The organism is Hymenobacter volaticus (assembly GCF_022921055.1).
GTDB classification, from domain to species: Bacteria; Bacteroidota; Bacteroidia; order Cytophagales; family Hymenobacteraceae; genus Hymenobacter; species Hymenobacter volaticus.
This window is the reverse complement of record NZ_CP095061.1, coordinates 2662225-2686815: the sequence shown is the minus strand read 5'-3', so window position 1 is coordinate 2686815 and position 24591 is coordinate 2662225. Positions and strand designations below refer to the sequence as shown.

General features: G+C 56.4%; 26 protein-coding genes and 1 pseudogene. 15 read left to right on the top strand and 12 right to left on the bottom strand.

Annotation, left to right across the window (positions count from 1 at the left end; all coding sequences use genetic code 11):
• Positions 1-117: 117 nt before the first annotated feature.
• The 3 genes from MUN86_RS11730 to MUN86_RS11720 are packed head-to-tail and all read right to left on the bottom strand — an operon-like array spanning position 118 to position 1954.
• Positions 118-864, bottom strand: a complete 747-nt coding sequence (locus tag MUN86_RS11730; protein ID WP_245117929.1) for an endo-1,4-beta-xylanase — start codon at positions 862-864, stop codon at positions 118-120.
• Positions 861-1112 (bottom strand): hypothetical protein, encoded by a 252-nt coding sequence (locus tag MUN86_RS11725; RefSeq protein WP_245117928.1) that lies wholly within the window; start codon positions 1110-1112, stop codon positions 861-863. The genes MUN86_RS11730 and MUN86_RS11725 overlap by 4 nt, the downstream gene beginning before the upstream one ends.
• On the bottom strand, positions 1085-1954 hold the full coding sequence (locus MUN86_RS11720) for an endo-1,4-beta-xylanase (RefSeq protein ID WP_245117926.1): 870 nt from the start codon (positions 1952-1954) through the stop codon (positions 1085-1087). Before MUN86_RS11720 ends, MUN86_RS11725 begins: the two co-directional genes overlap by 28 nt.
• Before the next feature lie 400 nt (positions 1955-2354).
• Here MUN86_RS11720 and MUN86_RS11715 point away from each other — a divergent pair, with 400 nt between their 5' ends.
• On the top strand, positions 2355-3116 hold the full coding sequence (locus MUN86_RS11715; protein ID WP_245117924.1) for a ferritin-like domain-containing protein: 762 nt from the start codon (positions 2355-2357) through the stop codon (positions 3114-3116).
• Positions 3117-3274: 158 nt separating this feature from the next.
• Here MUN86_RS11715 and MUN86_RS11710 read toward each other — a convergent pair whose 3' ends face one another.
• Positions 3275-4204, bottom strand: coding sequence for a DUF389 domain-containing protein (locus MUN86_RS11710; RefSeq protein WP_245117923.1), 930 nt, complete (start codon positions 4202-4204; stop codon positions 3275-3277).
• Positions 4205-4530: 326 nt separating this feature from the next.
• Between MUN86_RS11710 and MUN86_RS11705 the strand changes: the two genes are divergently transcribed.
• From MUN86_RS11705 to MUN86_RS11680, 7 genes are all read left to right on the top strand, one after another.
• A complete protein-coding gene (locus MUN86_RS11705) occupies positions 4531-4881 on the top strand; it encodes an ArsR/SmtB family transcription factor (protein WP_245117921.1) in 351 nt (116 codons plus the stop codon).
• A 29-nt stretch (positions 4882-4910) separates the two neighbouring features.
• A complete protein-coding gene (locus MUN86_RS11700; protein ID WP_245117915.1) occupies positions 4911-5471 on the top strand; it encodes an ArsI/CadI family heavy metal resistance metalloenzyme in 561 nt (186 codons plus the stop codon).
• A 24-nt stretch (positions 5472-5495) separates the two neighbouring features.
• Positions 5496-5936: an arsenate reductase ArsC gene (locus MUN86_RS11695; protein WP_245117913.1), complete on the top strand. Its 441-nt coding sequence runs from the start codon at positions 5496-5498 to the stop codon at positions 5934-5936.
• 9 nt (positions 5937-5945) lie between these two features.
• A complete protein-coding gene (locus MUN86_RS31770; protein WP_311181692.1) occupies positions 5946-6641 on the top strand; it encodes an NAD(P)-binding domain-containing protein in 696 nt (231 codons plus the stop codon).
• 11 nt (positions 6642-6652) lie between these two features.
• Complete coding sequence (locus tag MUN86_RS31765; protein ID WP_311181691.1) at positions 6653-7018, top strand: hypothetical protein; 366 nt, start codon at positions 6653-6655, stop codon at positions 7016-7018.
• A 388-nt stretch (positions 7019-7406) separates the two neighbouring features.
• Positions 7407-8306, top strand: coding sequence for a hypothetical protein (locus tag MUN86_RS11685; RefSeq protein ID WP_245117911.1), 900 nt, complete (start codon positions 7407-7409; stop codon positions 8304-8306).
• On the top strand, positions 8290-8604 hold the full coding sequence (locus tag MUN86_RS11680; RefSeq protein WP_245117909.1) for a glycosyltransferase: 315 nt from the start codon (positions 8290-8292) through the stop codon (positions 8602-8604). Before MUN86_RS11685 ends, MUN86_RS11680 begins: the two co-directional genes overlap by 17 nt.
• 62 nt (positions 8605-8666) lie before the next feature.
• Here MUN86_RS11680 and MUN86_RS11675 read toward each other — a convergent pair whose 3' ends face one another.
• From MUN86_RS11675 to MUN86_RS11665, 3 genes are all read right to left on the bottom strand, one after another.
• Positions 8667-8891, bottom strand: a complete 225-nt coding sequence (locus MUN86_RS11675) for a hypothetical protein (protein ID WP_245117907.1) — start codon at positions 8889-8891, stop codon at positions 8667-8669.
• A 216-nt stretch (positions 8892-9107) separates the two neighbouring features.
• Positions 9108-9347: a hypothetical protein gene (locus tag MUN86_RS11670; protein WP_245117906.1), complete on the bottom strand. Its 240-nt coding sequence runs from the start codon at positions 9345-9347 to the stop codon at positions 9108-9110.
• A 191-nt stretch (positions 9348-9538) separates the two neighbouring features.
• Positions 9539-10264 carry a GAF domain-containing protein gene (locus MUN86_RS11665; protein ID WP_245117904.1) on the bottom strand — a complete coding sequence of 242 codons (726 nt, stop codon included), beginning with the start codon at positions 10262-10264 and terminating at the stop codon, positions 9539-9541.
• Between the two features lie 357 nt (positions 10265-10621).
• On the opposite strand from MUN86_RS11665, the gene MUN86_RS11660 reads away from it, so the two are divergent.
• The 3 genes and pseudogenes from MUN86_RS11660 to MUN86_RS11650 all read left to right on the top strand — a co-directional run bounded on the left by MUN86_RS11660 (position 10622) and on the right by MUN86_RS11650 (position 15476).
• The gene (locus tag MUN86_RS11660) at positions 10622-11494 is read left to right on the top strand and encodes an EamA family transporter (RefSeq protein ID WP_245117902.1); all 873 of its coding nucleotides are present in this window, start codon (positions 10622-10624) and stop codon (positions 11492-11494) included.
• A 135-nt stretch (positions 11495-11629) separates the two neighbouring features.
• Positions 11630-14566 carry a glycosyl hydrolase 115 family protein gene (locus MUN86_RS11655; protein WP_245117900.1) on the top strand — a complete coding sequence of 979 codons (2937 nt, stop codon included), beginning with the start codon at positions 11630-11632 and terminating at the stop codon, positions 14564-14566.
• Between the two features lie 275 nt (positions 14567-14841).
• A pseudogene (locus tag MUN86_RS11650) lies at positions 14842-15476 on the top strand (SDR family NAD(P)-dependent oxidoreductase).
• A 48-nt stretch (positions 15477-15524) separates the two neighbouring features.
• On the opposite strand, the gene MUN86_RS11645 reads toward MUN86_RS11650, so the two are convergent.
• A complete protein-coding gene (locus MUN86_RS11645; RefSeq protein ID WP_245117898.1) occupies positions 15525-16742 on the bottom strand; it encodes an alpha/beta fold hydrolase in 1218 nt (405 codons plus the stop codon).
• A gap of 436 nt (positions 16743-17178) precedes the next feature.
• On the opposite strand from MUN86_RS11645, the gene MUN86_RS11640 reads away from it, so the two are divergent.
• Positions 17179-18942 carry a thiamine pyrophosphate-requiring protein gene (locus MUN86_RS11640; RefSeq protein WP_245117896.1) on the top strand — a complete coding sequence of 588 codons (1764 nt, stop codon included), beginning with the start codon at positions 17179-17181 and terminating at the stop codon, positions 18940-18942.
• Between the two features lie 150 nt (positions 18943-19092).
• Here MUN86_RS11640 and MUN86_RS11635 read toward each other — a convergent pair whose 3' ends face one another.
• Together MUN86_RS11635 and MUN86_RS11630 are read right to left on the bottom strand one after the other, a co-directional pair.
• A complete protein-coding gene (locus tag MUN86_RS11635) occupies positions 19093-19779 on the bottom strand; it encodes a head GIN domain-containing protein (protein WP_245117894.1) in 687 nt (228 codons plus the stop codon).
• Between the two features lie 11 nt (positions 19780-19790).
• Entirely contained in the window at positions 19791-20015 is a 225-nt protein-coding gene (locus MUN86_RS11630; protein ID WP_245117892.1) for a hypothetical protein, read from the bottom strand.
• A 218-nt stretch (positions 20016-20233) separates the two neighbouring features.
• Between MUN86_RS11630 and MUN86_RS11625 the strand changes: the two genes are divergently transcribed.
• From MUN86_RS11625 to MUN86_RS11615, 3 genes are all read left to right on the top strand, one after another.
• Entirely contained in the window at positions 20234-20683 is a 450-nt protein-coding gene (locus MUN86_RS11625) for an SgcJ/EcaC family oxidoreductase (RefSeq protein WP_245117891.1), read from the top strand.
• A 24-nt stretch (positions 20684-20707) separates the two neighbouring features.
• Positions 20708-21691 carry a helix-turn-helix transcriptional regulator gene (locus tag MUN86_RS11620; RefSeq protein ID WP_245117889.1) on the top strand — a complete coding sequence of 328 codons (984 nt, stop codon included), beginning with the start codon at positions 20708-20710 and terminating at the stop codon, positions 21689-21691.
• A 313-nt stretch (positions 21692-22004) separates the two neighbouring features.
• Positions 22005-23396, top strand: a complete 1392-nt coding sequence (locus MUN86_RS11615; protein WP_245117887.1) for a serine hydrolase — start codon at positions 22005-22007, stop codon at positions 23394-23396.
• Positions 23397-23911: 515 nt separating this feature from the next.
• Here the strand turns inward: MUN86_RS11615 and MUN86_RS11610 are convergent.
• Both MUN86_RS11610 and MUN86_RS11605 read right to left on the bottom strand, forming a co-directional pair.
• Positions 23912-24343, bottom strand: a complete 432-nt coding sequence (locus tag MUN86_RS11610) for an STAS/SEC14 domain-containing protein (protein WP_245117885.1) — start codon at positions 24341-24343, stop codon at positions 23912-23914.
• Between the two features lie 85 nt (positions 24344-24428).
• On the bottom strand, positions 24429-24566 hold the full coding sequence (locus MUN86_RS11605; protein WP_245117883.1) for a hypothetical protein: 138 nt from the start codon (positions 24564-24566) through the stop codon (positions 24429-24431).
• Between the last annotated feature and the right edge of the window lie 25 nt (positions 24567-24591).

Sequence of the window (24591 nt, the reverse complement as noted above, 5' to 3'; positions counted from 1 at the left end):
AAGAACCACGGAGGCTGCGTCGTAATGCACCCGCCATACAAAAGCAGGTGAAACAAGAAGGGCCGCGTCATCCGACGCGGCCCTTCTTGTTTGATTGTACTGTTACGCTAGCTTGACCTACTCCACTAGCAGTTTGCGAGACGTCACGCCATACCCGTCGATAACTTGCACCACGTACAAACCAGGCGAGACGTGCAATGCCACTTCGGTTGTCGTCTGATTAGTTCCTTTCACCTCTTTGACTAGGCGGCCATTCAAATCGAGCACTCGAATAGTTTGCGCCTTCTCCATGCCTTGCAACACGAAACGGCCATTGGTGGCAGGGTTAGGGGAGAGGGTAAGCGCAGCATTCTGGTTGGCTTTGGTGCTCAGCACAGTGGTGCGCACATAATTTTTCAGCCAAACCAGCGCCGAACGCTCGGTATTGTCGCTGTTGACGAGGTAGGCGCCTTGTGCGGTGCGCCAGTGACCGAGTCGGTAGCCCCACAGCGTAATGCCCTTCACCGCCGGATGCTCCCATAGGGTGGGGAAAATGCGTTGGTATTCAGCTAACTGAATGGCATCATCGAGTTGCGGTGTCATGGCGGAGTTTACACCATCGATGTCCAACTCCGTAATATAAAGGGGCTTGCCAGCCGTAGCGAGCACACTCAGGTTGGTAGCCAGCGTAGTGGCAGGCACGCCGCGCGTGGAAAACGCGTGGCCCTGAATACCAACGCCATCCACTAGGTTGCGGGCCACCAGTAAGTTGACGATGCCTAGGTAGCGCTGCACGTTAAACGTGGTGTTTATCACGCTGTAGTCGTTGATCATCAACTGTGCATTTGGGAAATACTGACGGGCCAATTCAAAGGATTTAATCACCCAATCCCAGCCGGTAGTGCCGGCGCCCCAAGCGCATTGTAGTAGTTGCCGGCACCGCTGCCGGGGGTGTTGGGTCCGTTGGGGCCGGTCGAGCCGTTGAGGGGCAGGTCGTTGGTTGCCTCATTTACTACCTCGATCTGCGTGATGTTGGGGTAGCGGGCGGCTACGGCCGCAAACCACTCGTTGATTTCCATGAGTTGCTCCGCCGCCGGAAGGTCTTCTATCCAAAGTGGCTGCTGCTGCCCCAAATCAGGGTGTGCATTTTGAAGGGGTAGCCTTTGGTGCGCGCCAAGGCATAAGCCGAATCCAGCTCGGTCCAGTTCATTACGTTGCGGGTGCTTTCCACACTGCCCCACTTACCGGCATTCTCGGGCGTAACCTGATTGAAATAGTTGTTGAAAAACGGCTTCTGCGGAGTGCTGTACACTCCACCCAGAAACTTGGGCTTGCCCGTAGCCATAGGCGGGCCGGTGGGCGTGAAGACAGTTGGCGGCGTGGTGGAACCTTGCGCCCCTGCGTCCAGATTAGCTACCGTGAAGTACAGGCCAGTAGTACCAAACACAAACTTGTCGATGTCGAGGCCGTCTTCGCGGGCGCCAATCTGGAACGTTTGGGTGAGGTTGCCGGCCGTCACGGTGAAAGCAGTGGGCGCTTCCCCACCGTTGAAAGTCGATAAGTTCAGCCATTTCCACACCTGCTGCTGCCCACCGCCGGCGTTGCCCACCACATCGTTGGCGCCAGTATAGCCTACGCTGTTGAGCTGATTAACGGTAATCCAGTTGGTGTCGTCGGTGGCTGCTTTGTTGCCGAAGCCGTTGCCGTAGTAGAAACTGTCGTCGTTGGCGCCGCCAGTGCCTACCCGAACCCGAGCGTACAAGTCGTAGCTGCCGGGGCCGGGAAACGTGACGGAATACGTGATGATGCGGGCTGCCGTACCCGGGTTGTTGGAATTAATAGTAGCGGTGGGCACCACCGTCACGTACTGCACTCCGGCTTGGGCGGGTGGGGTAGTCCAATCGGCGCCAAGCGTGCCTGCTTCTGCTTGCTGCGGCACGGGCGCATTTTGCGCCTGCACGGTGAAGGCAAGCAAGGATAAGGGAAGAAATAGAAAGCGAAGTCTATGTCGAAGCATAGTAAAACGGGTTGTGGTGGGAGAAACAGGAACAGAGAATGAACGGCAGGTAGGTCGGCCGCTTTGCATCCAAGATATTTCTTCCCACTCGGCTATAATAGCCTGATAAGCATCCCGTTAAACAATGAAATATGCAACCGTTTGCGGTAGCGTATCGGCATCGGTTGTGATAGGCGGAAAAAGGAGAATAGCCTTAACTATGTACTTCGTGGCTCTATATAGTTGAAGTGAAGCTGCATTACCCGTTCCTTGGGCGGTCTACATGCTGGATGCCCGGTTAATCATGAAGCTCGACCTAACCCAAGGCAACCGTAGCCGTAAGCCTTTCTATTGTTCCTTTTTATCCCTCTTTTCTGCTATGAAGCAACCTCAGCAACCCAATTCGTCCGGCGCTCCTGATAACACAGGTGCTGATTCTACCGCCAACGACCAAGCTGCCAACTCGTCTTTACTTGACCAAGTACAGCCCCTAGTAGACAAAGTACAGCCTCTCGTAGACCAAGCCAAGCAAACATTCTCCAAAGAAGGCGTAACCGGCTTAGTCGACAAATTGCCTCCATCCGTAAAACAAACCGGTACGAAAGTCGCCACTAGCTTCAACAAGCTCACCACCACCGAGAAGGTGCTAGGCGGCGCTTTAGTGTTGATCGGGGTAGGCTTACTAGCCCGCGGCGGTAAAAGCCACAACAAACAAGCTGATACCTTGCACGAACTCCTGCATTTCGTCAACGACCGGGTGGAAGGATACCACAAAGCCGCTGAAGAAAGCAAGGATCAGCAACTGCGCAACTACTATCAGCAGCTAGCCAGCCAGAGCCAGCGGTTTGCCGATGAGCTCAACAACGTGTTGGTACGCATTGATGGCCAGCGCGAATCGAGCACCACCCTCAAAGGCAAACTCTACCGCCGCCTGATGGAAGCTACAGCCGCCGTAACGGGGCACGACGAGAAAGCCATTCTCGCCACTAACATCCACGGCGAGCAGTGGGCCATAGCTGCCTATGAGGAAGCGCTTGAAGACCACTCGTTGACTGGCTCTATCCGCTCGATAATAAATAATCAGTACAAAAAGTCGCAGAAGACCTACCAAGAACTGAAGCGGCTAGAGTCGCAGCAGTAAGGCTCAGGCAGTGCAACACTGCTTCCTATTTGCTTCGCACTTCATTTCCTGTTGCTCGCAACAGAATAAATATTCACAAAAAAAACCTCGTCTTTCGATGAGGCTTTTTTTTGTGAGGTAGGAAGCCGTCAAAGCTCCTTTCGGGAAACGGTGCTGCTTTATACCAGGGGCTCGCGCTTGTGCAGAAAATGCTGCTTTAGCCACAAGAAGGGCACTCCAAGGGCTACAATAAAGCCCCAGTCAGCCAAAAACCGTTCTAGCCCTTCGCGCGCCAAGTCCACTCGCCCTACCGCCAAGCCGGCGCCTATCAAAGCTGCCGCCGGGATAAAGGCCATGGCAATCAGGGGGCCGGCCTGGAAACTGCGTCGGAAAGCGGCCAGCATCACTACACCCGCCAGTGCTCCGGCCGCGGCCACTAGCAGTTCCATCCACTTGGGGTGTTGCAAGTGTTCTACCTCCGGGTTGGTGACCAAGGCACTTGCACTGGTTTCGCCCACCGCCACGAGTAGTGCCATTGTCAGGCCCGCCATTAGCACCAATATGGCGTAGCCAGCCAAAGCAGAAACCAGCCCTCGGCCGACCAGTCGCCAACGTTGCAGGACCAACCCTAGCGAAACCTTGGTCATAGGGTCGAAGCCCGGCGCGATAATAGCCGAAGCCACGAAAGCTACCGCCTGCGGCACCGGCTCCGACACCAGCCCCACGGCCGCAATTATGCCACCTAAGGCCATCAAAAGCAAATAGTTGGGTGTAATGCGTCCTTGGTGGCGCAAGCCGCTTTCCATTTCCTCCCAAATGGCCTCGTCACGGTCGTTATCGACGGTTTTGTAGGACTGTGGCGAGATGATACTAGCTACTTCACTCGTAACTACGCTCAACGCGTTCTTGTCAGATACGGCGGCCCCAACCCGGCGTAGCACCTCATCGGCGCCCCGGTTCAGTACGTGAACAATCAATACGTCGCCAGGCGGCTTCCAAGAGGCACCCCGCTGCACGCTCAACCCAATTACAGAGTCAAGATCAGTCAATTCATGACACAGCGCATCGGTTGTGGTCGTGGGGACAGTGATTTCTAAGGTTCTATGCATGCCGAATAGCGAAGCGGGTAACAGCCGCCGCACTCTACGACGCCCTGTTGCATACGCACTCTTTTGGTCCGCGTTGGTTTATCAGGGCAAGCTCCTCGGCTTCTTGCAGGCCTTCCGCAGTGCAGCTAGGCATGAGATTCTTGCTGAAACGGACAGCAGACAATGCCCACTCGTTTAGAAGAAAGGGCTTTTTTTCCTTGAATCCGCACCCCGGTTGGCATGCGAAGAAGCTGGTTTCAGAAATAAGCCTAGATAAAATAATTTGTTATGTCGTAAACATGCGTCACAGTATGTCGTATATTTACGACATACTTCCTGCTTCTTCTATGACCTACGCCAAGACCGCCGCCTTTACTGACGAGCAACAGCAACTGGCCCGTGTGGCGAAGGCGCTGGCTCATCCAGCCCGGGTGGCCATTATTCAGCTTTTGGCTAGCAAACAAACTTGTATTTCCGGCGACATTGCGGCCGAATTGCCTCTGTCTCGCACTACAGTTTTTCAGCATCTACAGGAGCTAAAGGCTCTGGACCTTATCCGCGGAGAAATTGATGGTCTCACCGTCTGCTACTGCCTGAACACCGAACTGCTACGCCAAGTGCAGCAGCAGTTCGCCGCCTTCTTTATCGAAGCCACCACGAACCCAGCCTGTGGCCCTGGCACCGCTTGCGCCTGCTAATTTTTGTTTCTCTTTTACTCTCTAGCATCATGGATACAACTGTTTTTCCTCGGATGCACGTCTCGATGTACGTGTCCGACCTCACTGCTACTGTTAATTTCTACACCGCTTTTTTCGGGCAGCCCGCCGCTAAAATTCGGCGCGGCTATGCCAAGTATGTGCTCGACAAGCCTGCGTTGATTATTTCTTTTGTCGAGAATCCGGAGCGGGTGGCGTCCAACTTTGGGCACCTGGGCTTTCAGGTGGAGACGGTAGAAGAAATGGAGCAGCGCTTGGTTGTGGCCCAGAAAGCCGGGTTAGTTGCCCGCGAAGAGATGGGCACCAACTGCTGCTATGCCAAGCAAGACAAGTTCTGGGTGAACGACCCGGACGGGGTGGAGTGGGAGGTATATTATTTCCACGAAGATGCCGAGTTCAATGATCCACGTTACCAAGAAGAGTACGACCAGGCCGTCGGCAGCAACAGCCAGTGCTGCATTGCGCCCGCCGCCAAGCAGGTAGCCCTACCGACAGAGCAGTTGGAAACCGCTCCTATGGCTTTTACTTTGGCGGAAGGCCCGGCCTGCACCCCTGGTGGCGGTTGCTGTTAAGTTAGAGCTAACGTATAGCTATTTATGCTTGCTCACGCTACAAAACCCAACATCCTAGTGCTCTGTACCGGCAATTCCTGCCGGAGCCAGCTGCTTCATGGCTACCTCAATCAACTGCTCGACGGGCAGGCCACCGTCTACAGTGCGGGGGTGGAAACCCACGGGCTCAACCCGCGGGCCGTGCGCGTGATGGCTGAAGACGGCGTGGACATTGCGCACCACACCAGCAACCACATGGATGAGTACGCCGCGGTGCCTTTCTCCTACGTGCTGACCGTGTGCGACCATGCCCAGGAGGTGTGCCCCGTGTTTCCTGCGTCAACCCAGAAGCTGCACCACAATTTCCCGGATCCGGCCAAGGCCACGGGCACCGAAGAGCAAATTATAGAGCAGTTTCGGGCCGTGCGCGACCAAATAAAAACCTACGCGCACGACTTCGTACGAGCGCAGTTTCAGCGCACCTAGGCTTATTTAGTGGCAGACCAAACTATCGACGTACTGGTTATCGGGGCTGGGCAAAGCGGGTTGGCCGTGGGCTACTACCTGCGGCGGGCGGGCCTGACCTTTGTGCTGCTCGACGACCAAGCGGCGCCGGGTGGTGCGTGGCTTCAGAGTTGGGATTCGCTGCAGTTGTTTTCACCGGCAACGGCCAGTTCCTTGCCCGGCTGGCTGATGCCTCCGCCGGAAGAAGATGGGTTTCCGACGCGGGATACCGTCATAACCTACCTCACCCAGTACGAACAGCGCTATGCGCTGCCAGTGCAGCGCCCGGTGCGTATACTGCATGTGCGGCGAGCCAGTGCCGGGTTTGTGGTCCTCACCGATCAGGGAACGTGGCAAGCGCGGGCCGTGGTGTGCGCTACCGGCAGTTGGCGTAACCCCTACCTACCCGACTACCCCGGCCGGGCCACCTTCAAAGGAGTGCAGCTGCATTCTGCTTATTACCGTAATGCGTTGCCCTTCGCCGGAAAGCGGGTTTTGGTAGTGGGGGCGGCAACTCTGGGGCGCAAGTGCTGGCGGAAGTCTCGCGGGTGGCCCATACGCTTTGGGTTACAGAAAAAGAACCTCGGTTCCTGCCCGATGACGTGGACGGTCGAGTTCTGTTCATCCAAGCCACCCAGCGCTACCATGCCCAAAGTGGCACAGTGCCAGCTCCGTCGCCAGCCTTAGGTAACGTTGTAATGGTCGATTCTGTGAAAGAGGCCCGCGGCCGGGGCGTGTTGGGCAGCGTGCGGCCTTTCGTGCGGTTTACCGCCGCGGGTGTGGTCTGGCCCGATGGGAGGGAGGAAGCAGTAGATGCCGTGATTTGGTGCACGGGTTTCCGACCGGCGCTATCGTTTCTAGCGGAATTGGGGATAGTGCAAGCCGATGGGCGAGTAGCCACCGTGGGCACGCGGGCCACCGCGCAGCCGGGACTATGGCTGGTGGGCTACGGCAACTGGACCGGGTTTGCCTCCGCCACCCTGATTGGCGTAGGACGGTCGGCTCGCACCACCGTGGAGGAAATCAAAGAGTTCTTGGCCAATCCGAATACAGCACCAGCTTAAGGGTGGATTAGTTGTAGGCTTTACAATTACCGATTTTTTGCTTGCTATACCGATGCGGTTGTCTCCGCTTGCAAGTGGTGGTAGTCTAGCCCAGCAAGCCGCCGCCCGGCACAGTAAGTTTGCTTGCTTGAGAACGTCCCGTTCAGTTGAAACTTATGCCTTCCTACGACGAAACACCTACCCGTTGCGCAGCAAAGTGGCGCTACAACAACTACAGTTGCGAGAGAAATAATCTGGCAATTAGCGGCAGATAGAAACGGTTGAGATAGGGGCAGTCGTAGGCCAATAAGCCGTTGTCGTCGAGGTAATAGGTCCCGTCGTCTAGTGAAGGCGGGCAAAGGGCTAACGGGCACTAGGTTTAAACTCCTGGTCCTTAACCCTTTTTTCTATGGTTCCTTATTCTACGCCAGAAATGCTGGCGCTTATGGAGGATGCGCCAGCTGGTAAAGGGGCCCTTGCTATCCTCTGCTTTTCGCAGGATTGGCAAGGCCCGGAACAGCAAACTTTGTGGCTGGCCATTCAACTGCACGAAAAGGGCCGAGTTCTTACGCTGATAGTACGCGACGGTTCGGTGCTGCACCAACAAGCCCAAGCACAAGGAATTCCGTGCCTTGCCTATCCCGAAGTTGCCTTCCCGGCTAAGCTATGGACTGCTGTTCACCTTGGCCGCTGGCTCCGGCAGCAAGCAATTGAACTGTTGCTTACTACTCGGCTAGCTGACCTAGGATTCGCTGGTTTAATAAAACGCTGGCCGCCAAGCAAGCTGTTGCTGATACATCGGCAGTTCGAGTCAATTTGTTCCCGTAGCTGGCCACGCCGATGGTGGCTGAACTGGCAACTAAAGGCCGTTGATGCTTGGCTGTCGCCGCTTGCCCGCAGTGGGCAGCAGATGCTCACCCACACCACCCTCAGTAGCCGGCAGCTGTGGGTAGTGCCCCCGGCGACGCTGCTATCCTATTTCACCAATGACGATGGCAATGCCCGCCGGCAAGGTCGCTCCTTGCTGAAGTTGCCGGCCGCTGCTCAGCTTATTGGGGTGCTCGACCATGGCGGAGATGGTCCGGCGTTTGCGCTGGAAGTGTTGTACCGCCTGCAGCAGGAACACAACTCAGATGCTGAACTGGTGGTATTGAGCAGTCCGGCAACGCCGCCCGACCCCGTTCGGTGGGCTGCCCTGCAGGAGTTAACTCAGCAACTGCACCTAAGTCATCGGGTGCACCTGCGCCCTTGCACCACGCGGCCACGCCCTTTCTGCTTTACTGCCCTTAGACGTGCTGCTACTTCCTAGCTCGCAGGATGCCACCTGCCTGGCGGTGCTCGAAGCCATGGCCTCGGGCTGTCCGCTGGTCAGTGCCCACACGGCCGATGCCGCCGACCTACTGCTCCATGGCCATACGGCTCGCCTTTTTCCCCCGCACGACGTTGCTACCTGCGCCAAGCAACTGTTTGTTACGCTGTCGGCTCCAGCGCAGTCACTGTTGCTAGCCGAGCGGGCCGCCGCCCACGTGCGTCAGTTCTACAACCCTATGCAGCAGAGCCGACAGTTGGAATCCATTTTAGAATACGTATGCCAGCCGCAAGCATAAGGGCGTGAAACAGGTGATTAAAAAAGGCCCTGGCGAAGCCAGGGCCTTTTTTTTGAAGTTTATTAAAGATCATCATCGTCATCGTCGTCATCGAGGTAGAGCGCATCATCTCCTAAACCTTTGATGTCTTCGTCGTCATCGATGTCATCGATATCATCAATATCGTCCTCGTCGTCGATATCATCTGTAGCATCATCTTCAACGTCCTCATCGAAGTCATCGGAGTCGTCTAGCTGTTGCTTGTCGCGTGGCTCGTCGTCTACTTGTGATTGTTTGGCTGCTAGCATTGTGGTGAAGGATGTAAGTTTGCGGTGAAATATAAAAATTCTCTCGCACCAACCGGCATTACTACTTCAATTCGCAGAATAATTTCTGCCTTTTGCTGGAATAGTACTCCGGCTTATGTTCTGCTTACCAGAAATGTGCAATGTGCTCTTGGTCTATCCTTATTCCGAGGTGGATGTTACTGTTCAGCTACTGAAGAGTAAGTAGCGCAATATAAACTAGACAGACTTAGCTACCACCACTTGCCACTCGAAGCATGAGCCGGCCAGGCGGTCAGGGCCGGCGCCAGGGGCTTCGACAGCGCATAGGCCGCCGCTACGAGACTGCGCCGTGAGCGGTAGTTGAACAGTGCCATCAGCATCAGGCGCCGTGCAGCATGCCTTGCCACTAGGACGGATTAGCATCGGTGTAGCAGTGAAGTGGGCAGCCTTCTTGCTGCCCACTCGCTTATGAGACATAGTTCACTGCGGGGCAAACAAACAAGTAACAATAGCCAAGCGAGCACCTCACCGGCGCGTTTATCGGTGTTGGTGACGGTGAACTGCACTTGCACAGTGTCATTGCCACTCATAATTGGCTGGCTGATTTTCAGCCCTCGTACCGAACCTACCCGTAGCTGAACGTTGTGCGTTTTAAGGGTTAGGCGGCGCTACTTGCCCAGCGCCGCTAAAGCGGCGTTGATTTGGTGGTCCAGGGCCTTCGTCACGAGTTCCGCTTCCTCGTCCAGCGACTGCTGATATTGTATTGCAGCCGGGGTATCCGGCGATTCTTCCCATCGAGCCAATTCCGACAGCGTATCGAGCCGATTGAGCGACAAATCTAAGTGGCGATACAGCTGCAACCACAGGCCACTACTCGGCAACTCTTGTTGGCGCAGGGCTAGGCGCAGGTCGAGCATGCGCATTACCACGCCCGCCAAGGCCTGCAAACGGGTTATTTCCGTGGCCGAAAGTACGCGCGGCTGCCGGTCGATTACGCACAACGAACCAATGGCCTGCCCCGTGGAAGTGCGCAAGGGGTGCCCCGCGTAGAAGCGCAGCTGCAAGGCTTCGACAACGCCCGGCTCGGTCAGTTGACAAGGTTCGCGCTCTAAGTCGGCGTACACGGTGGTTTCTTGCTGCAAAATGGCCACCGAGCACATGCTTTCGTTGCGGGCAACCCGCTCGGCACCCGCCAGGCCAAAATTGGCCTTAAACCACACGCTGCCTTCCTCCACCAAGGAGACCAAGGCAATCGGTACGTTGAAGAGCTTAGCCGTCAGCCGTACAAGTTCGTCGAATACCGCATCCGGGGCATTGCCGAGTACCAGATAGGGCGCCAACGCCTCCAAGCGTTGCGAATCGTCTGGCGGAATAAGGGAATCTGGTAGCGACATCGTTTGACAAGGTAACGATCAACTTTGTATGCTGGTGTTTTAAATTAAGCTATTTCAAGATAGTGCTTAACAATTTTAGGAGCGGACACCTCGGTGCGTTTCAGAAAATTCTTCTTCTCGTGTGTTCTACAGGCCTTTGCAGCTTCTTAGGTGTTTGCAAGCCATGCGTTGGCTAGTGAATAGGGGTAGTTGGCCCGTCGCTCGTACGCTCTATCACCACTAGAAAACTACGATAGACACCAGCCTACGCATGCTTGTGCAGGCGAATAAGTTGATCTATACTGGTAATACTACTCGATACTTGTCGAAGTTTGCGGCTGTCACTGCCGTCGAACGCACGATGGCCGTCTACTTGTTATGCCAGATTCTTCGCGCTTTACTTTGCCCGCGGTGCCTGCCGTGCTTCTCGCCATCATTAGTGTACAAGGTGGGGCTGCCATTGCCAAAGGGTTGTTTCCCGTGCTTGGGGCCGCAGGCACCACCAGCATCCGGATCGGCCTTTCGGCGCTGGTGCTGCTGGCGGTTGTGCGGCCTCGGTTCAGCCAACTGCAACCCGCGCAATGGCGGGCGGTGGTGCCCTACGGCCTAGCGCTAGGCGCTATGAATTTCCTCTTCTATTGCGCCTTGGCCCGCATACCGCTCGGCGTAGCCGTGACGCTGGAGTTTGTCGGGCCACTGGGTTTGGCGCTGACTGGTTCGCGCCGCCTGATCGACGTGGTGTGGGTGGCGCTGGCTGGAGCGGGCATTGCGCTGCTGGCACCCTGGAGCGGCCACAACATCGACCTGCTCGGTCTTGGCTTTGCCTTGGCAGCCGGTGGCTGCTGGGCTGGGTACATCGTGCTGAGCCAGCGAACGGCGGCCTTGCTACCGGGCCCAGTGGCCGTCACGGTGGGCATGCTGTTCGCGACCCTGCCGGTGCTGCCTTTCGGTGTGGCTAGCGGGAGCTTATCGGCCCTAACTCCGCACCTGCTGCTGCTAGGCGCGTTGTTGGCGCTATTCTCAAGTATTTTGCCTTTCTCGCTGGAGATGCAGGCGCTCCGAACTATGCCCACGCGCACCTTCAGCATCTTGATGAGCCTGGAGCCGGTGGTGGCTGCATTGTCGGGCTGGGCGCTGCTGGGTGAGCAACTAACGCTTGGTCAATGGTTGGCAGTGGTCTTTATTGTAGTAGCTAGTGCAGGGGCTACGGCTACTAGCCCCCGTGCGCAGCCCGCCGTGGGCAGTGAGTGAAACCTAGGTTTGGGTTTTCTGCTCTAGCAGCTTCAGAGTCTGTACTTCCTACGAAGAGCCCTGATTTTCTTACCTGTTGCTTTCTAGGCTGTGGCCTGTTGCTTGATGAAAAACTGCATAACCTTCCTGCTTTTCTTGCTGCTCCTTCAGGCTCAGTATCCCTCCCTGGCCCAGCAGCCCGCCGAAAAGGCGCTGACGCTGGTAGCAAATAGCCCCGAGGCGTTTCCGTTGGTGCACAACCGTCAGGCGGCCGCAGTGTACGTGGATGCGCAAGATGCGGAAGTGGTGCGCGTAGCGGCCGAAGCCTTGGTTAAAGACATCCACAGTATTACCGGAACCACGCCGGCCTTACGCGGGGCAACCGAGCCGTTAGCCTCCTATTCGGTGGTGGTGGGTACGCTCGGCCATTCCAAGCGGATTGATCAGCTGGCCGCCGGCGGTGCCAGCCAGCTAGCCAACCTCAAGGGCCAGTGGGAAACGTTTAGCATCAGCGTCGTGGATAAGCCGTTTGGCAAAGCCGGCAAAGCGCTGGTGGTGGCTGGCAGCGACCGACGCGGTACCGCCTTTGGCGTGTTCGAGTTGTCGCGCCGACTGGGGGTTTCGCCCTGGTCCTGGTGGGCCGACGTGACGCCGCTGCCCCAGCCCAACTTGTACCTAAGCGCCGGCAATTATGTAGCGCAAACTCCGTCGGTGAAATACCGCGGCCTCTTCCTCAACGACGAAGATTGGGGCCTGCAACCCTGGGCCGCCCAAAACCTTGATCAGGAGGTGAAGGACATCGGACCCAACACCTACGCCCGCATCTTCGAGTTGCTCTTGCGGCTGAAGGCCAACCTAATCTGGCCCGCCATGCACCCAAGCACCAAGGCCTTCTTCCATTACCCTGGCAACCCGAAAATGGCCGACCGCTACGCCATTCTGGTGGGTACGTCCCACGCCGAGCCCATGCTGCGCAACAACGTGGACGAGTGGCAGGAGCCCACGATGGGTCCGTTCGATTACTTCCGCAACCAACCGGCCGTCTATTCTTATTGGGACCAGCGCGCCAAACAAGCCGGCAAGTTGGAAGCCATGTACTCCTTGGGCATGCGCGGCGTGCACGACAGCGGCATGGAAGGAGCAAAAACACCCCAAGAAGCAGCTCAGATGCTAGGTCGCGTGCTCACCGACCAGCGCGACATCCTGCGGCGGCACGTAGCCCCCGACGTGACCCGCGTGCCGCAGGTGTTTACGGCCTACAAAGAAGTGCTCGACGTGTACGACGCCGGCCTGAAGTTACCCGACGACGTCATCCTGGCCTGGCCCGACGACAACTATGGCTATATCAGTCGCTTAAGCACCGCCGAGGAGCAGCGCCGGCCCGGCGGCACGGGCGTGTACTACCACGCCTCGTATTGGGGCCGCCCCCACGATTACCTCTGGCTCGGCTCCACGCACCCGGCCCTGATTCGAGAGGAGATGATGAAAGCTTACGCGCTAAAGACCGACAAGCTGTGGGTGATGAACGTGGGCGACATCAAGCCGCTGGAGTACAACATTCAGCTGTTTCTGGATATGGCTTACCACGCGCCGCCTTTCCAGCAAAGCCAATACGTGCCGCAGCACTTAGAGCAGTGGACAGCGCAGATTTTCGGGAAAGAGCACGCCGCCGCTATCCGGGATATTTTGTGGAAATACTACGACCTAGCCTTCGAACGACGCCCCGAGTTTATGGGCTGGAGCCAGACCGAACCCACCACCGAAACTCGCCGCACCGACTACAACCACTTCTATTATGGCGACGAAGCCCAGCGCCGGCTCGACCGCTATGCCGCCCTCGAGCAGCAAGTCCAACAACTGCGCCCCCTGATCAGTCCGGCACGGGCCGATGCTTTTTTCGAACTGGTTTACTACCCAGTGGTGGGGGCGTCCTTGATGAATCAGAAGTTTCTCTACCAAGACAAAAGCTACTGGTACGCCCAACAAAACCGGGCCAGCGCCACCGACTACGCCGACCTGGCGCGGCAAGCCTACGTCCGCATCGAGCAGGAAACCGAGTACTACAACCAGCAGCTAGCCGGCGGCAAGTGGCGAGGCATGATGTCGATGAAGCCCCGCGACCTGCCCGTTTACCAAGCCCCAGCTGCCACCCCGATGCGAGTGGACACCACGCAAGTGTGGGGTTTAGCACCCGAAGGGCTCGGTGTACCGGATTCAACTCAGCTAAACCCATTCAAGATCAAGCGGGCTGTGGCCTTGCCCACGTTTTACCCCTGGGGCCCACAAACTTATTTTGTTGACGTATTTCTGAGTGGCCGTCAAGCAGTGGCGTGGCAGGCCAAAACCTCGGCGAAGTGGCTGGTGATTTCCGCGAAAAAGGGGCGCCTAACGTCGGCAATGGGCCAGAAAGAGCAACGCCTACAAGTCGGCATTGACTGGAGCAAAGCGCCTAAACGCGGCGGCCTAGTTGGTAAGATTACCTTTAAAGGCGCGGGCAAAACCCTACAAGTTACAGTGCATGCGGCGCCGGCCATGAGCGCGGAATTGCAGGCATATGAAGGGTTTGTAGAAAGCAACGGCTACGTGTCGATGTTTGCGGGCAACTACAGCCGCAAAACCGATAAGCCGGCTAGTTCGTGGGCGCCCGTTGCCGACCTAGGCTCTACGGGAAAAGCAGTGCAAGCCCAGCCGTTGCAGGCCGTGCCGCTCACTGATACAGCCAATGTTCAGCAGTCGGCCCCCGTGGTGGAGTACGACTTCTACATGCTCACGGCGGCGGCACCGGAAGTAACGGTTTTTACTTTGCCTACGCACGAAATTACGCGCCTTACCCGCCTGCGTTACGGTATCGCCCTGGATAATGGCCCCATCAAAATCGTGGATTTCAAAACTGTGGGCCGTTCGGAAGAGTGGAAGCAAAACGTGCTGCGCAACAATGCGCAGCGTAAAGTGAAGGAGCCGCTTATCACCCCCGGGCGGCATACGCTCAAGCTTTACTTGATTGACCCTGGGGTTACGTTGGATAGAATTACCATCAATCTCGGGGGCTTGCAGCAAGCATATGGCACCATCCCGGAAACGAAAAAGCAATAGCTCGTAAGCAGGCCAAAATCACTAAGCAAGCGGCCAGTAGTCATAGCCTATGCGGGAATGGTCTGTCAACTGAAGCAGTATAATTTCAGTGAGTTGACTTAAACTCAGCAGCCCTTCTAAAGAGGTAGGAATGTGGCAGCTAAGCTCGTGTGAAGGTCTTTAGAACGTCATTCTTGTTGCTTAAACAGCTATCCGCCACGCAACTCGTGCTGTCTGCAACCAGGTGAACTAGCGCGATTCGCTAGGTACGGCAACCACTTGTTTTCAGTATTCACATGCCAAATCATCCCAAGGAACCACTTTCGACGCCTTCTCAACCAAGCCGGCAGTCGATACCGGCTCCTTATTCCTTGACTGGCCAACTAGCCCTTGTCACGGGCGGAGGTACTGGCATAGGATTGGCCACGGCGCGGTACATGGTTCAGGCGGGTGCTACCGTTGTCATCACTGGGCGGCGCCAAGAGGTGCTGGAGCAAGCGGTAGCAGAATTGGGTGCGTCATCTCACTATGTGATGAACGACATCAATGATTTAACTTCGCTGGAAGCGCTAGTCGCGCACATCGAGGACACGTACGGGCCGCTGGACATTTTGGTCAACAACGCGGGGGTGAACCTGAAAAAGCCGGCTTTGGAGGTGACCGATGCCGAGTTCAGCCGCATCCTGCACACCAACCTGCACGCCGTCTTCGCCCTGACCCGCGCCTGCGCCCGGGCATAGTGGCGCGGCGCCGGGGCGTGATCCTGATGATCTCCTCGATGGCGGCCTACTACGGCATCGACCGGGTGGTGGCCTATGCCGCTTCCAAGTCGGCGGTGGAGGGCATGGTCAAGGTGCTGGCCTCGGAGGCGGCCCTGTACATCACGGGGGCTTTGCTGCCCGTCGATGGTGGCAATTCCATTGGGTTCTAATCGTTGCTTACGCAAGCAGGAACTGAGGCGCGGCTAGCTTGGCGCACTTCACTTATCCAAGGACTGCAGCCAGGGTAGGGCATTAGCCATCATGGGGCCGATGCTGGTTTGGTGCATGCCACCAGGAATTGGGAAAAATTCAACGTTGGTTGCGCCCGCAGCTTGAAAGCGCGCGAAGGTAGTTTCCGAAGTTTGGTAGAAAACACTCTCGTCGTTGGTGCCGTGGTAGAGTCGCGTAGGGCTCTTGGGTACCCAATCCAGAAAGCTGTTTGCGGTTAGTTGCTGCTTGAGCACTGGCTCGCCGCTTGGGTTGCTTAGGCTGGCGTAGAAAGTAGGGTTAAACAACGCGGCGGGGCTGGTAGTAAGCTCGGCGTTGATTTCCTCTCGGGTCTTGCTGCCATCGAGTAAGGCTGGAAGCTTGGCCGCATAGGGCGCCTGAAAAAAGTCCGAGAGCGGACGGTTCCAGGTGTAGGTGGTATTATAGGAATTAAGAAATAGGGCCAGAAACGACGGGTTGGCATAATTCGGTGCCGAGGCAATACCGGTGAGCATGCCCGTTAGATCGTAGCCACCGGCACCTTCCGCGGCGGCCGTCAACGTGAGATTGTGCTCGGGCCGGGTTTCGATTTCCTGCTGGGCAGCCATAGTCACGTAGCCCCCTTCGGAATAGCCCACCAGAAACAGCCGCGGATTCAGGGGAACTTGCTGTTGCTGAAGGTAGTACTGCGCCGCCTTGATCATATCTACCACCGTCGTGGCCGAAGTGGACTTGTCGTAGAAAGCTTGCACTACCTGCTGTGAGGCACCCAGGCCGATGTAGTCTGGAATGACGGTAACAAAGCCAGCCGAGGCAAACAACTCGAAGCCAGTGAAGCTGGTTGGAAAGTTGGATGGCGCATCGGCGTACCGGAACATGGTGCCGTGCTGGGCGCTGAGCAGGGCCGGTGGGGTAGGCGTGTTGAGTGGAACAGCCAACATGCCCGATACTTGCAGTAACTGCCCCTGATAAGTGGTCTTGTAAAGGAATTTGTAGAAAGTGACGTCGTACTTCAGCTGCGGAGCGAAGGCGCCATAGCCCGCTAAAGTTGCCAAAGCTTGCAGTTGAACCTTAGACAGCGTAACAACTTGGTTGGCTGAAACAAAGAGCTGCTGGCCGCTATAAACTACGGGGCCGGGGTTCGAGTCGTCATCGTCGTGGCAACTGTTGAGGCAGCATACAAACAGCACCAGCAGCAGCCAGCGCCAGGGGCGGAGAGCTTGTTTCATAGGAGTTGGAAGGAAGTTCGGGTGTAGTAGATGTAATTTACTAGGATTCATGACATTACCATGCCCCTTTAAGCAAGCAAGTAGTCGAAAGCTACGCGAGACTGATGCCCTGTAGGCTACGGTTGTGAGTTCATTTTTTTCGTTAGAAAATACCGTAGCGGCGGGCCTCGCAAATGCTTGAATTGCGCCTTGTGCCCTAGATTCTGCCCGAAAGGAAGCTCTACCGGATGCAAAGCAGTTGCACTGCTCCCAACATGAGGATGCACAACGAAGCGCGCTTCCGCTACGTCATAGAAAGACATTCTTTGAGTGGCGCCCGCTGGTGTCTACTCGTATTCAGTGTCTGGTTCCATCAAAAACCACCTGTCAAGTCCGTGAGGCGACCAGTGGGGCACCCGACCGAGTAGCTACTTTCCATTATCTGACTTTCATTCTCATGTCGCAGCTCGTAAGCGAATTTCTGATTCAACGCCTGTCTGATTGGGGCATCAAGCGCATTTTTGGCTACCCCGGCGATGGTATCAACGCCATTATGGGCGCCCTCAGCAAGGCCGAGGATACCATGTCGTTCGTGCAGGTGCGCCATGAGGAGATGGCCGCGCTCATGGCCTGCGCCCACGCCAAATTCACCGGCGAAGTAGGGGTTTGTCTGGCTACTTCCGGACCCGGCGCTATCCACTTGCTCAACGGGCTCTACGATGCCAAGCTCGACCACCAGCCCGTAGTGGCCATCATCGGGCAGAAAGCGCGCACCTCGCTCGGGGGCAGCGACCAGCAGGAAGTGGACTTGCTGTCCTTGTTTAAAGACGTGGCCAGTGCCTACGTGCAGCAGGCCTCCGATGCCAGCCAAGTGCGCCACCTCATCGACCGCGCCGTCCGGATTGCCAAAGCCGAGCGCACCGTTACGTGCGTTATCATGCCCAACGATTTGCAGGAGGAAACCTACCAAGACCCCAAGCACGAGCACCAAACCATTCACTCTGGCATTGGCTACGTGGCTCCGCGGGTATTGCCGCAGGACACCGAGTTGCAGCGCGCCGCCGACGTACTAAACGCCGGCCACAAGGTGGCCATGCTTATTGGCGCGGGCGCCCGGTTCGCGGCCGAGGAAGTGCAGCAAGTAGCGGAAATACTGGGCGCCGGTATTGCCAAGGCCTTTCTAGGCAAAGCCGTGCTGCCCGACGACTTGCCGTACGTGACGGGCGCCATCGGTTTGTTTGGCACCGACGCTTCGCACCAGATGATGAGCGAGTGCGACACGCTGCTGATGGTGGGGTCAGGATTTCCTTACGCTGAGTTTTTGCCTAAGGAAGGAAAAGCCCGCGGCGTGCAGATAGACTTGGAGGCCAGTATGCTCAGCTTGCGCTACCCCATGGAAGTGCCGCTTTCGGGCGACAGCGCCGAAACGTTGCGGGCTCTGCTGCCGCTGCTTCAGCGCAAAGAAGATCGTAGTTGGCGCACCCAAATCGAGCAAAGCATACAAGACTGGTGGCAACAGGTAGCCGAGTTAGCCGCGCAGGAAGCAGAACCCGTGAATCCGCGCTTGGTGTTCGAGAAACTCTCGCCCCGCCTGCCCGACAACCTTATTCTGGCCGCCGATTCAGGCTCGGCCTCGAGTTGGGTGGCGCAGCATTTGCGCTTGCGCGCGGGCATGCAATTCTCGGTGTCGGGCACGCTGGCTACCATGGGCTGCGCGGTGCCCTACGCTATTGCCGCCAAATTTGCTTACCCGGAGCGGCCCGTTATTGCCTGCGTGGGCGACGGAGCCATGCAGATGAACGGCAACGAGGAACTGCTTACCATTCAGCGGTACTGGCGGCGGTGGAGCAACCCGCAGCTTATCATCTTGGTGCTCAATAACCGCGACCTAAACTTTGTGACCTGGGAGCAGCGGCTCATGCAAGGCAACCCGCGCTTCGCCGAGTCGCAGGACGTGCCAGAATTCAATTACGCCCGCTACGCCGAGATGCTGGGGCTGGCCGGCGTCCGCATCGAAACCCCCGACCAAGTAGATGCCGCCCTGGACTTCGCGCTGCAAGCCGACCGTCCAGTAGTCATCGACGCCCTAGTAGACCCCAATATCCTCGTCTTCAATGCCAAAGTAGCGGTGCAATACGCGCCAAAGCTGGCTATGGCCATTGCCAAAGGCGACACGGCCGCCGCTAGCCACCTGGGTGGCACCATCAAAGCTGCTTTATAAGTTGGATGCTCTTTTCCGTCGAGTCTTAGGTTCACTTAGAACCCACGGAATTAGAATTTGGCACCAGCTCTCGTAGCCAGTAAAATAGCCTAGACAAGTCGGAGAGACTGTTTTGCTGGCTACATTAGTGTGATCTGCTCTGATAAAATCTTAGCCGACGTGTCTGATTTCTCCTTCGCCGTAGTGGCGCACATCGAGCAGCCGGGCAGAGCCGGCGTAGTGGATAGAGCCCGCCCCGAGGTGCTGAATACGAATGGTTTGCTCGGCGCGTAGCTGCACGTTGCCGGCGGCCAGATTGCGCAGGGTGAGGTGCTGAGCAGCTAGGTTGCCACAGTCAAGGTCGCCTTCTGATAAGTTGGTGATTTTCACCTGCCCGGCCGTACCGGCTACCGATACCTGGCCTTCGCAAGCACAGTGCAGCTTAAGCGTATCGGCTTCGACAAGAAGTTGGGTGTTGCCAATGGAGCGAATCTTGATTTCTAGCGGCTCTATTGCCAGCAGGGGCGCGGCGCAGGTCACGTGGCCTTCGCTGGCAATGTCTAGGTGTTGCAACTGGCGCAGGTACACCGTCACCAGCAGATGTGAGTACGCGGGCCGGCGCAGCTTGTCTTCGGTACTGACGAAGAGCGTGCGGCCGGCATTGGTTACACTCACGTGTTCGAGCAGGTTGTCGTCGGCCTCGATAACTACCTTTTCCTCGTGACTTTGGCGCAGCTCGACGGTACCATGCACGCTCAGGTGCAGGCGAGTAAACGAACTGACGGGTTGACTACGCACCGCGAGGGTGCCACTACCTTGGATTTGCATAAGCTGGCGTAGGTGTTTAAAGGAAAACATACAGAAGTGAATCAGTCGGGGAGGGGGACGCAGCGGTAGCCGCGCGCCTGCAGCACCGTTGCCACAGCGGGCGCGTCGAGGGGGCCATCAAGGCTTGCTACGCGCAATACCCGGTCGCAGTCGTCGAGGTCGAAAGTGATGTGCCAGGTAGGAAACTGCGCCTGCAAGCACCGCAACAGCGCGGCTGCTGTGCGGCGGTTGGTTACGTTGGTTTGGAAAACTTCTGTTTCGGGCATAACAAGAAGGTCTGGCGGTTCTGAACGCCAAGGCTGCTGCAAAACTCAGGGCTGCGCCGGCTGTGCCACTTACATAATCCGGAGCCAGATGTACAGGAGCCGGAGCGTGCGTTAAAAAGCGACAAGAAAATCCGGCTGGTATAAGTTGAACTTCGGTTTCTATAAACAAGCCAGCGCCTCTGAGTCAGACCTTTGTAGCGTCACGTAGCTTCTTGCCGATGGAACAGCATGCCCAAAGTGCCCGTCACCACATCCAACTTTTGCTCGATCAGCTAAGCGCCGCCTGGAAAGCCGGCGACGGCCAGCAATTTGCCGCGAGCTTCACCGAAAATGCCGATTATGTGGTCTTCGATGGCACTCATTTGCGCGGCCGCGCCGCCATTGCGCAGGTTCATCAAGAATTGTTTGATGGCCTGATGCGCGGCTCGGAGTTAGTGGGAAGTTCAGTCACTGATTTTCAACTGTTGGCGCCTACCGTGGCGCTGCTGCACAGCACTGGGGCCGTAAGAATGCGCTGGCAAAAAAAGGCGCCGGTGGGGCGTAATTCCATTCAGACTCTGGTGGCTGTTCAGCAGGAAACCGGAAACTGGTTGTTCGCTGCCTTCCAGAACACCCGAATTACCCGGCCCGGCCCGCTAACCAAGCTTTTCTTGCGCTTGATGAAGTAACTTACCGTAAATCTCTATCTGGTTATGCCTCTCGAAGTGCGTCACCACGGCGACCAGCGCCTCATTCACGGCAACGACTATGTAGCCAGCGACTTCCAAGTCAGCGACTTGGTGGAGCAGGCTCGTGAGCTAGATTTGCCGGTGGGCAAGGGCTACCTGGCCCACTGGTATTTCGACGGCATCCGGATGGCTTATGCGCGTTGGCACTACCACGAACCGTTTACGGCCGAGTGGCGCGCCGATCTGGATGTGGTGCACCTGCACTTCAACTTGCGAGGTCGGGTAATCATTGAAAACCGGCGGGCCAATACGCTGGTTCAGTTGGAAAGCTACCAACACAATCTGTCCTACGCCCACGGTTTCGAGGGAACCATGCGCCACGAAGAGTTGGAGTCGGAAACCTTTATTCTGCAGTTCACCAAGCCCGCTTTCTTGGCGTTGGCGCAGCACGCCAACGAGCCGCTGCGCCGCTTTTGTGCCGCTGTGCTGGAAGGGCAGCAATTAGTGCTCAACCCGCAAGGCTTGCACCTTAACCTGCCACTGCACACGGCCATCCGCGAGGTGCTAAGCTGCCGTTTCGTGGGGCCGCTGAAAAAGCTGTTTCTCTACTCCAAGGCGCTGGAAATACTGGTGTTGCAGGCCGATGCCTTCGAGCAAGCCCAAGCGTCGCGCCGCCACGCCCGCACCGACCACGACCAGGAACGCCTCCTGTTTGCCCGCGATTACCTCGTTCAACACCTGGCGTTGCCACCTAGCCTGCCCGAATTAGCGCGCCTAGCTGGACTCAACGAGTTCAAACTGAAAAAAGGCTTCAAGGAACTGTTCGGCCAAACTGTGTTCGGCTACCTGAGCGACTACCGGCTGGCCGATGCGAAAGCGCAGCTGCAGGAACGCCAAAAAACGGCCAGCGAATTGGCTTTCGAGCTAGGGTACTCTTCGGTGCAGCACTTTAGTGCCGCCTTCAAAAAGAAGTTCGGTATAAGCCCCACCGCGCTACGCGGACGGTAGTTTTATACCCCGAACTCTGGCTATAGCCTGCTAGCTGCGCGTGCTGAAAAGTGCTTAAGCTACTGTTGCTTTATTGCTTCAAACGTAGTGCTTTAACCGTGGAAGTCGCTGCAAACTTCTAGGTATTCCTTTTTACCTTTCTGCGCTAGTCTCTACTGCGCAGGGCAGTTTCGCGCTGTGCGAATACGAATTGCTGCGCTGCTGAAATACTTACCGACTAGCAGTCGTTTCCTGTTGCCAGGTCCATGTTTTTAACTTGAAACAGGTGACACTACCCACCTGCCTACCCATTCCACTCTTCTATAGTTCTTCTATGCTCAAAGCTTTCCAACTTTTACTGCTCTGTTTGTGCGGGCTTTTTAGTGTAAACTTCAGTTATGGTCAGACCAACTCTAAAACAGTTGAACTGGATAGCCTGCTGAAGAGAGCACACCGACTAGGAGTTTTTAACGGCAATGTGCTGGTCGCGGAGCAGGGAAAAATCATTTATCAGCAAGCATTGGGGCAGGCCGATGCCCGCCCCGAAAACCGCTTAACAGAGGCCTGCCGCTTTCATATCGGGTCCATTTCCAAGGAGTTTAATGCCGTGGGTATCATGGTGCTCCAGGAACAAGGCAAGCTGCGCCTCGAGGACCCCATTTCCCGCTACTTGCCCGAGCTACCGGCCTGGGCAGGCCAAGTTCAGATCAGGCACTTGCTGCGCTACACCAGCGGCGTGCCGCAAAGCAACTGGCGCGAAGTGAAAGGAGACGCCGACAATATGCAGCGGCTGAAACAGATAACGGCCCTCGACTTCACCCCAGGTGCCAAGTACGTCTACAACCTCAACGACGTATACCTGCAACGGCAAATCATTGAGAAAATAACGGGCATGTCTTTCAACGACTTTGTGCAGAAGAAGCTGCTGAAACCCTGCGGAATAAAGAGCGGCATTGTGGACCCCACAGCAGCGGACAAACTGGTTGCCAGGGCTTACAACAACCAGGGGGTAGTTGACGAACTCTTTTATCCTTTTGCCGGCTGGACGGCCCTCAACATACACGATTTTTACCGCTGGTCGGAAGGCATCAATTCCTTTAAACTAATCAGCCCGGCTTCCACGCAAGAGTTGCTGCAGCCTTTCGCGCGGGGTTCGCAGACTGGGCTTGGCGGCGGAAAAATGGAAGGCGGGCGAATTGTAAGCCACGTCCACGACGGCACGTCGGGTAACTACCAAGCCTTGCTGGTGAGCACGCCGCCTTCCGGCACAACCATCCTGCTGCAAACCAACAACAAACAAAACAATCTGCACGATATAGCTGAGATCATTCAAGCGTTGCTGGATGGGAAGCCGTATTCGCCAATCACTAAGTCGTTTCTCAGTACTTTTCAGCGCGACTTCGAGAAAATGGACGGGCAGCAAGTGCTGGCGCTATACGAGAAAGTGAAAAACGAAACGCCCACTCTGTATGGGTTCAATAAAGAAGAACTTCTCAACGAAACAGGGTACTATTTGCTTGGGCAAAAACGCCCCGCCGATGCTGTCATGATATTTGAGTACAATGCCAAACTGTTCCCAACCTCCGGCAACGCTTTCGATAGCCTCGGGGAAGCCTACTACCGGCAAGGCAACAAAGAGAAAGCGCTGGAAAAGTACACGCAAGCCCTTAAGTTGTCTCCTGGCCTTGGTTCAGCCCAGAAAATGGTGGCTGAATTGCAGAAATAATAGTCGTGGCCACCCTGAGCTGGCATACGATAGAACAGCCGGCCCAGCGTTGCCCGCAGGCGCTCCAGAAAACCTAAATACAGATAGCCGGCCGGTTGTTATACAGCAACTGGCCGGCTCTCTGTATTTCAAGGGGTTACAGGCTTGGCGCTTGAAAACAAGCGACGGCTTCAGCGAAGTCCTCCTTTATTCTGACTTCAACACACCCTAGTATCATGCGCCCGGTTGTGCCGATTCTTTAGCAGAATTGAATCTCATAGCTGCCTCAAAGGCAAGCGGAGCACTATAGCGGTGTAGGCACAAAGACAATGAAAAGAGTTTGCTTTTTCCCTATGTTCAGGCCATGTACGCCTGCTTCAACACCCTGGCCACCAGGTTGCACCTGCATAAAAGAGGCTGCCGCCTGTTGTGCGATTTTAGCGGTCTATCCAAGCACTTCCTGCCCGAGCAGCTAATCTGCGAGGCTAGTATTCGCAAGGGGTGTTTGGTAACTACATGACGAGTTAGATAGGGCTTTAAGCAAGCGAATTTGCCGCTTTCCGTTGAACGTCGCGCAGCCAGGCCTGGGCTGCGTCGATGTTGCTGAACATGCGTATTTGCAAACGGTCGCCAATGTTAGTATGCATCGCTTCGGCAGAGAGAGCGGCTAATGACTCGGGGCTAACCACCTGGGCAAAGTGGGTGAGGCCTTGCGCCGCGGCCCGCGGTGCCCAATCAGATGCAATCCATTCCACGGCATGGTTCCAGCCGCCAATCACTTGGCGGTTGTCGTTGAGCAGGTAAGAGCAGGCATTCTCCGATAAGGGGTGCAGGCAGGCATCCGCGCCAGCAATAATGCCAACGTACGTCTGCGAGCCAATCCACTGATTGTGGACCCAATGGTTAATGGCGTCGTACTCAATGGTCAAGTAAACTTTGCCGAAGCCGTTGAGAAGAGAGATAGACATGTAGTATAGGTAAGAAGGATTCGTGCGCGGGAATAAGGCTTCTGCAAGTGCTTTGGCTTTCCCGGGCGATATACCTAGGTACGGGCTAAAGTAGCGGTGGTACGGTATAGGTAACGGCGAAGTTGATGGCGGCGGTGAGGGCGCTGTGTAAAAACTGCCAGTTGGCCTGCACCTTCAAGTAATGGGGATAGTCCAGCAGCGATTGTTGCTGTAAATCCAGCACAGCGAGGTGCTGCAGGAGTGCATAC

Bases quoted from the DNA above. Each gene is read 5' to 3' on its own strand.
- MUN86_RS11610 (WP_245117885.1), bottom strand. From the start codon at position 24,343: ATGTCTATCTCTCTTCTCAACGGCTTCGGCAAAGTTTACTTGACCATT.
- MUN86_RS11715 (WP_245117924.1), top strand. From the start codon at position 2,355: ATGAAGCAACCTCAGCAACCCAATTCGTCCGGCGCTCCTGATAACACA.
- MUN86_RS11685 (WP_245117911.1), top strand. From the start codon at position 7,407: ATGGTTCCTTATTCTACGCCAGAAATGCTGGCGCTTATGGAGGATGCG.
- MUN86_RS11705 (WP_245117921.1), top strand. From the start codon at position 4,531: ATGACCTACGCCAAGACCGCCGCCTTTACTGACGAGCAACAGCAACTG.
- MUN86_RS11615 (WP_245117887.1), top strand. From the start codon at position 22,005: ATGCTCAAAGCTTTCCAACTTTTACTGCTCTGTTTGTGCGGGCTTTTT.
- MUN86_RS11620 (WP_245117889.1), top strand. From the start codon at position 20,708: ATGCCTCTCGAAGTGCGTCACCACGGCGACCAGCGCCTCATTCACGGC.
- MUN86_RS11640 (WP_245117896.1), top strand. From the start codon at position 17,179: ATGTCGCAGCTCGTAAGCGAATTTCTGATTCAACGCCTGTCTGATTGG.
- MUN86_RS31765 (WP_311181691.1), top strand. From the start codon at position 6,653: ATGGTCGATTCTGTGAAAGAGGCCCGCGGCCGGGGCGTGTTGGGCAGC.
- MUN86_RS11665 (WP_245117904.1), bottom strand. From the start codon at position 10,264: ATGTCGCTACCAGATTCCCTTATTCCGCCAGACGATTCGCAACGCTTG.
- MUN86_RS11695 (WP_245117913.1), top strand. From the start codon at position 5,496: ATGCTTGCTCACGCTACAAAACCCAACATCCTAGTGCTCTGTACCGGC.
- MUN86_RS11675 (WP_245117907.1), bottom strand. From the start codon at position 8,891: ATGCTAGCAGCCAAACAATCACAAGTAGACGACGAGCCACGCGACAAG.
- MUN86_RS11625 (WP_245117891.1), top strand. From the start codon at position 20,234: ATGGAACAGCATGCCCAAAGTGCCCGTCACCACATCCAACTTTTGCTC.
- MUN86_RS11700 (WP_245117915.1), top strand. From the start codon at position 4,911: ATGGATACAACTGTTTTTCCTCGGATGCACGTCTCGATGTACGTGTCC.
- MUN86_RS11645 (WP_245117898.1), bottom strand. From the start codon at position 16,742: ATGAAACAAGCTCTCCGCCCCTGGCGCTGGCTGCTGCTGGTGCTGTTT.
- MUN86_RS11710 (WP_245117923.1), bottom strand. From the start codon at position 4,204: ATGCATAGAACCTTAGAAATCACTGTCCCCACGACCACAACCGATGCG.
- MUN86_RS11630 (WP_245117892.1), bottom strand. From the start codon at position 20,015: ATGCCCGAAACAGAAGTTTTCCAAACCAACGTAACCAACCGCCGCACA.
- MUN86_RS11660 (WP_245117902.1), top strand. From the start codon at position 10,622: ATGCCAGATTCTTCGCGCTTTACTTTGCCCGCGGTGCCTGCCGTGCTT.
- MUN86_RS11670 (WP_245117906.1), bottom strand. From the start codon at position 9,347: ATGTCTCATAAGCGAGTGGGCAGCAAGAAGGCTGCCCACTTCACTGCT.
- MUN86_RS11635 (WP_245117894.1), bottom strand. From the start codon at position 19,779: ATGTTTTCCTTTAAACACCTACGCCAGCTTATGCAAATCCAAGGTAGT.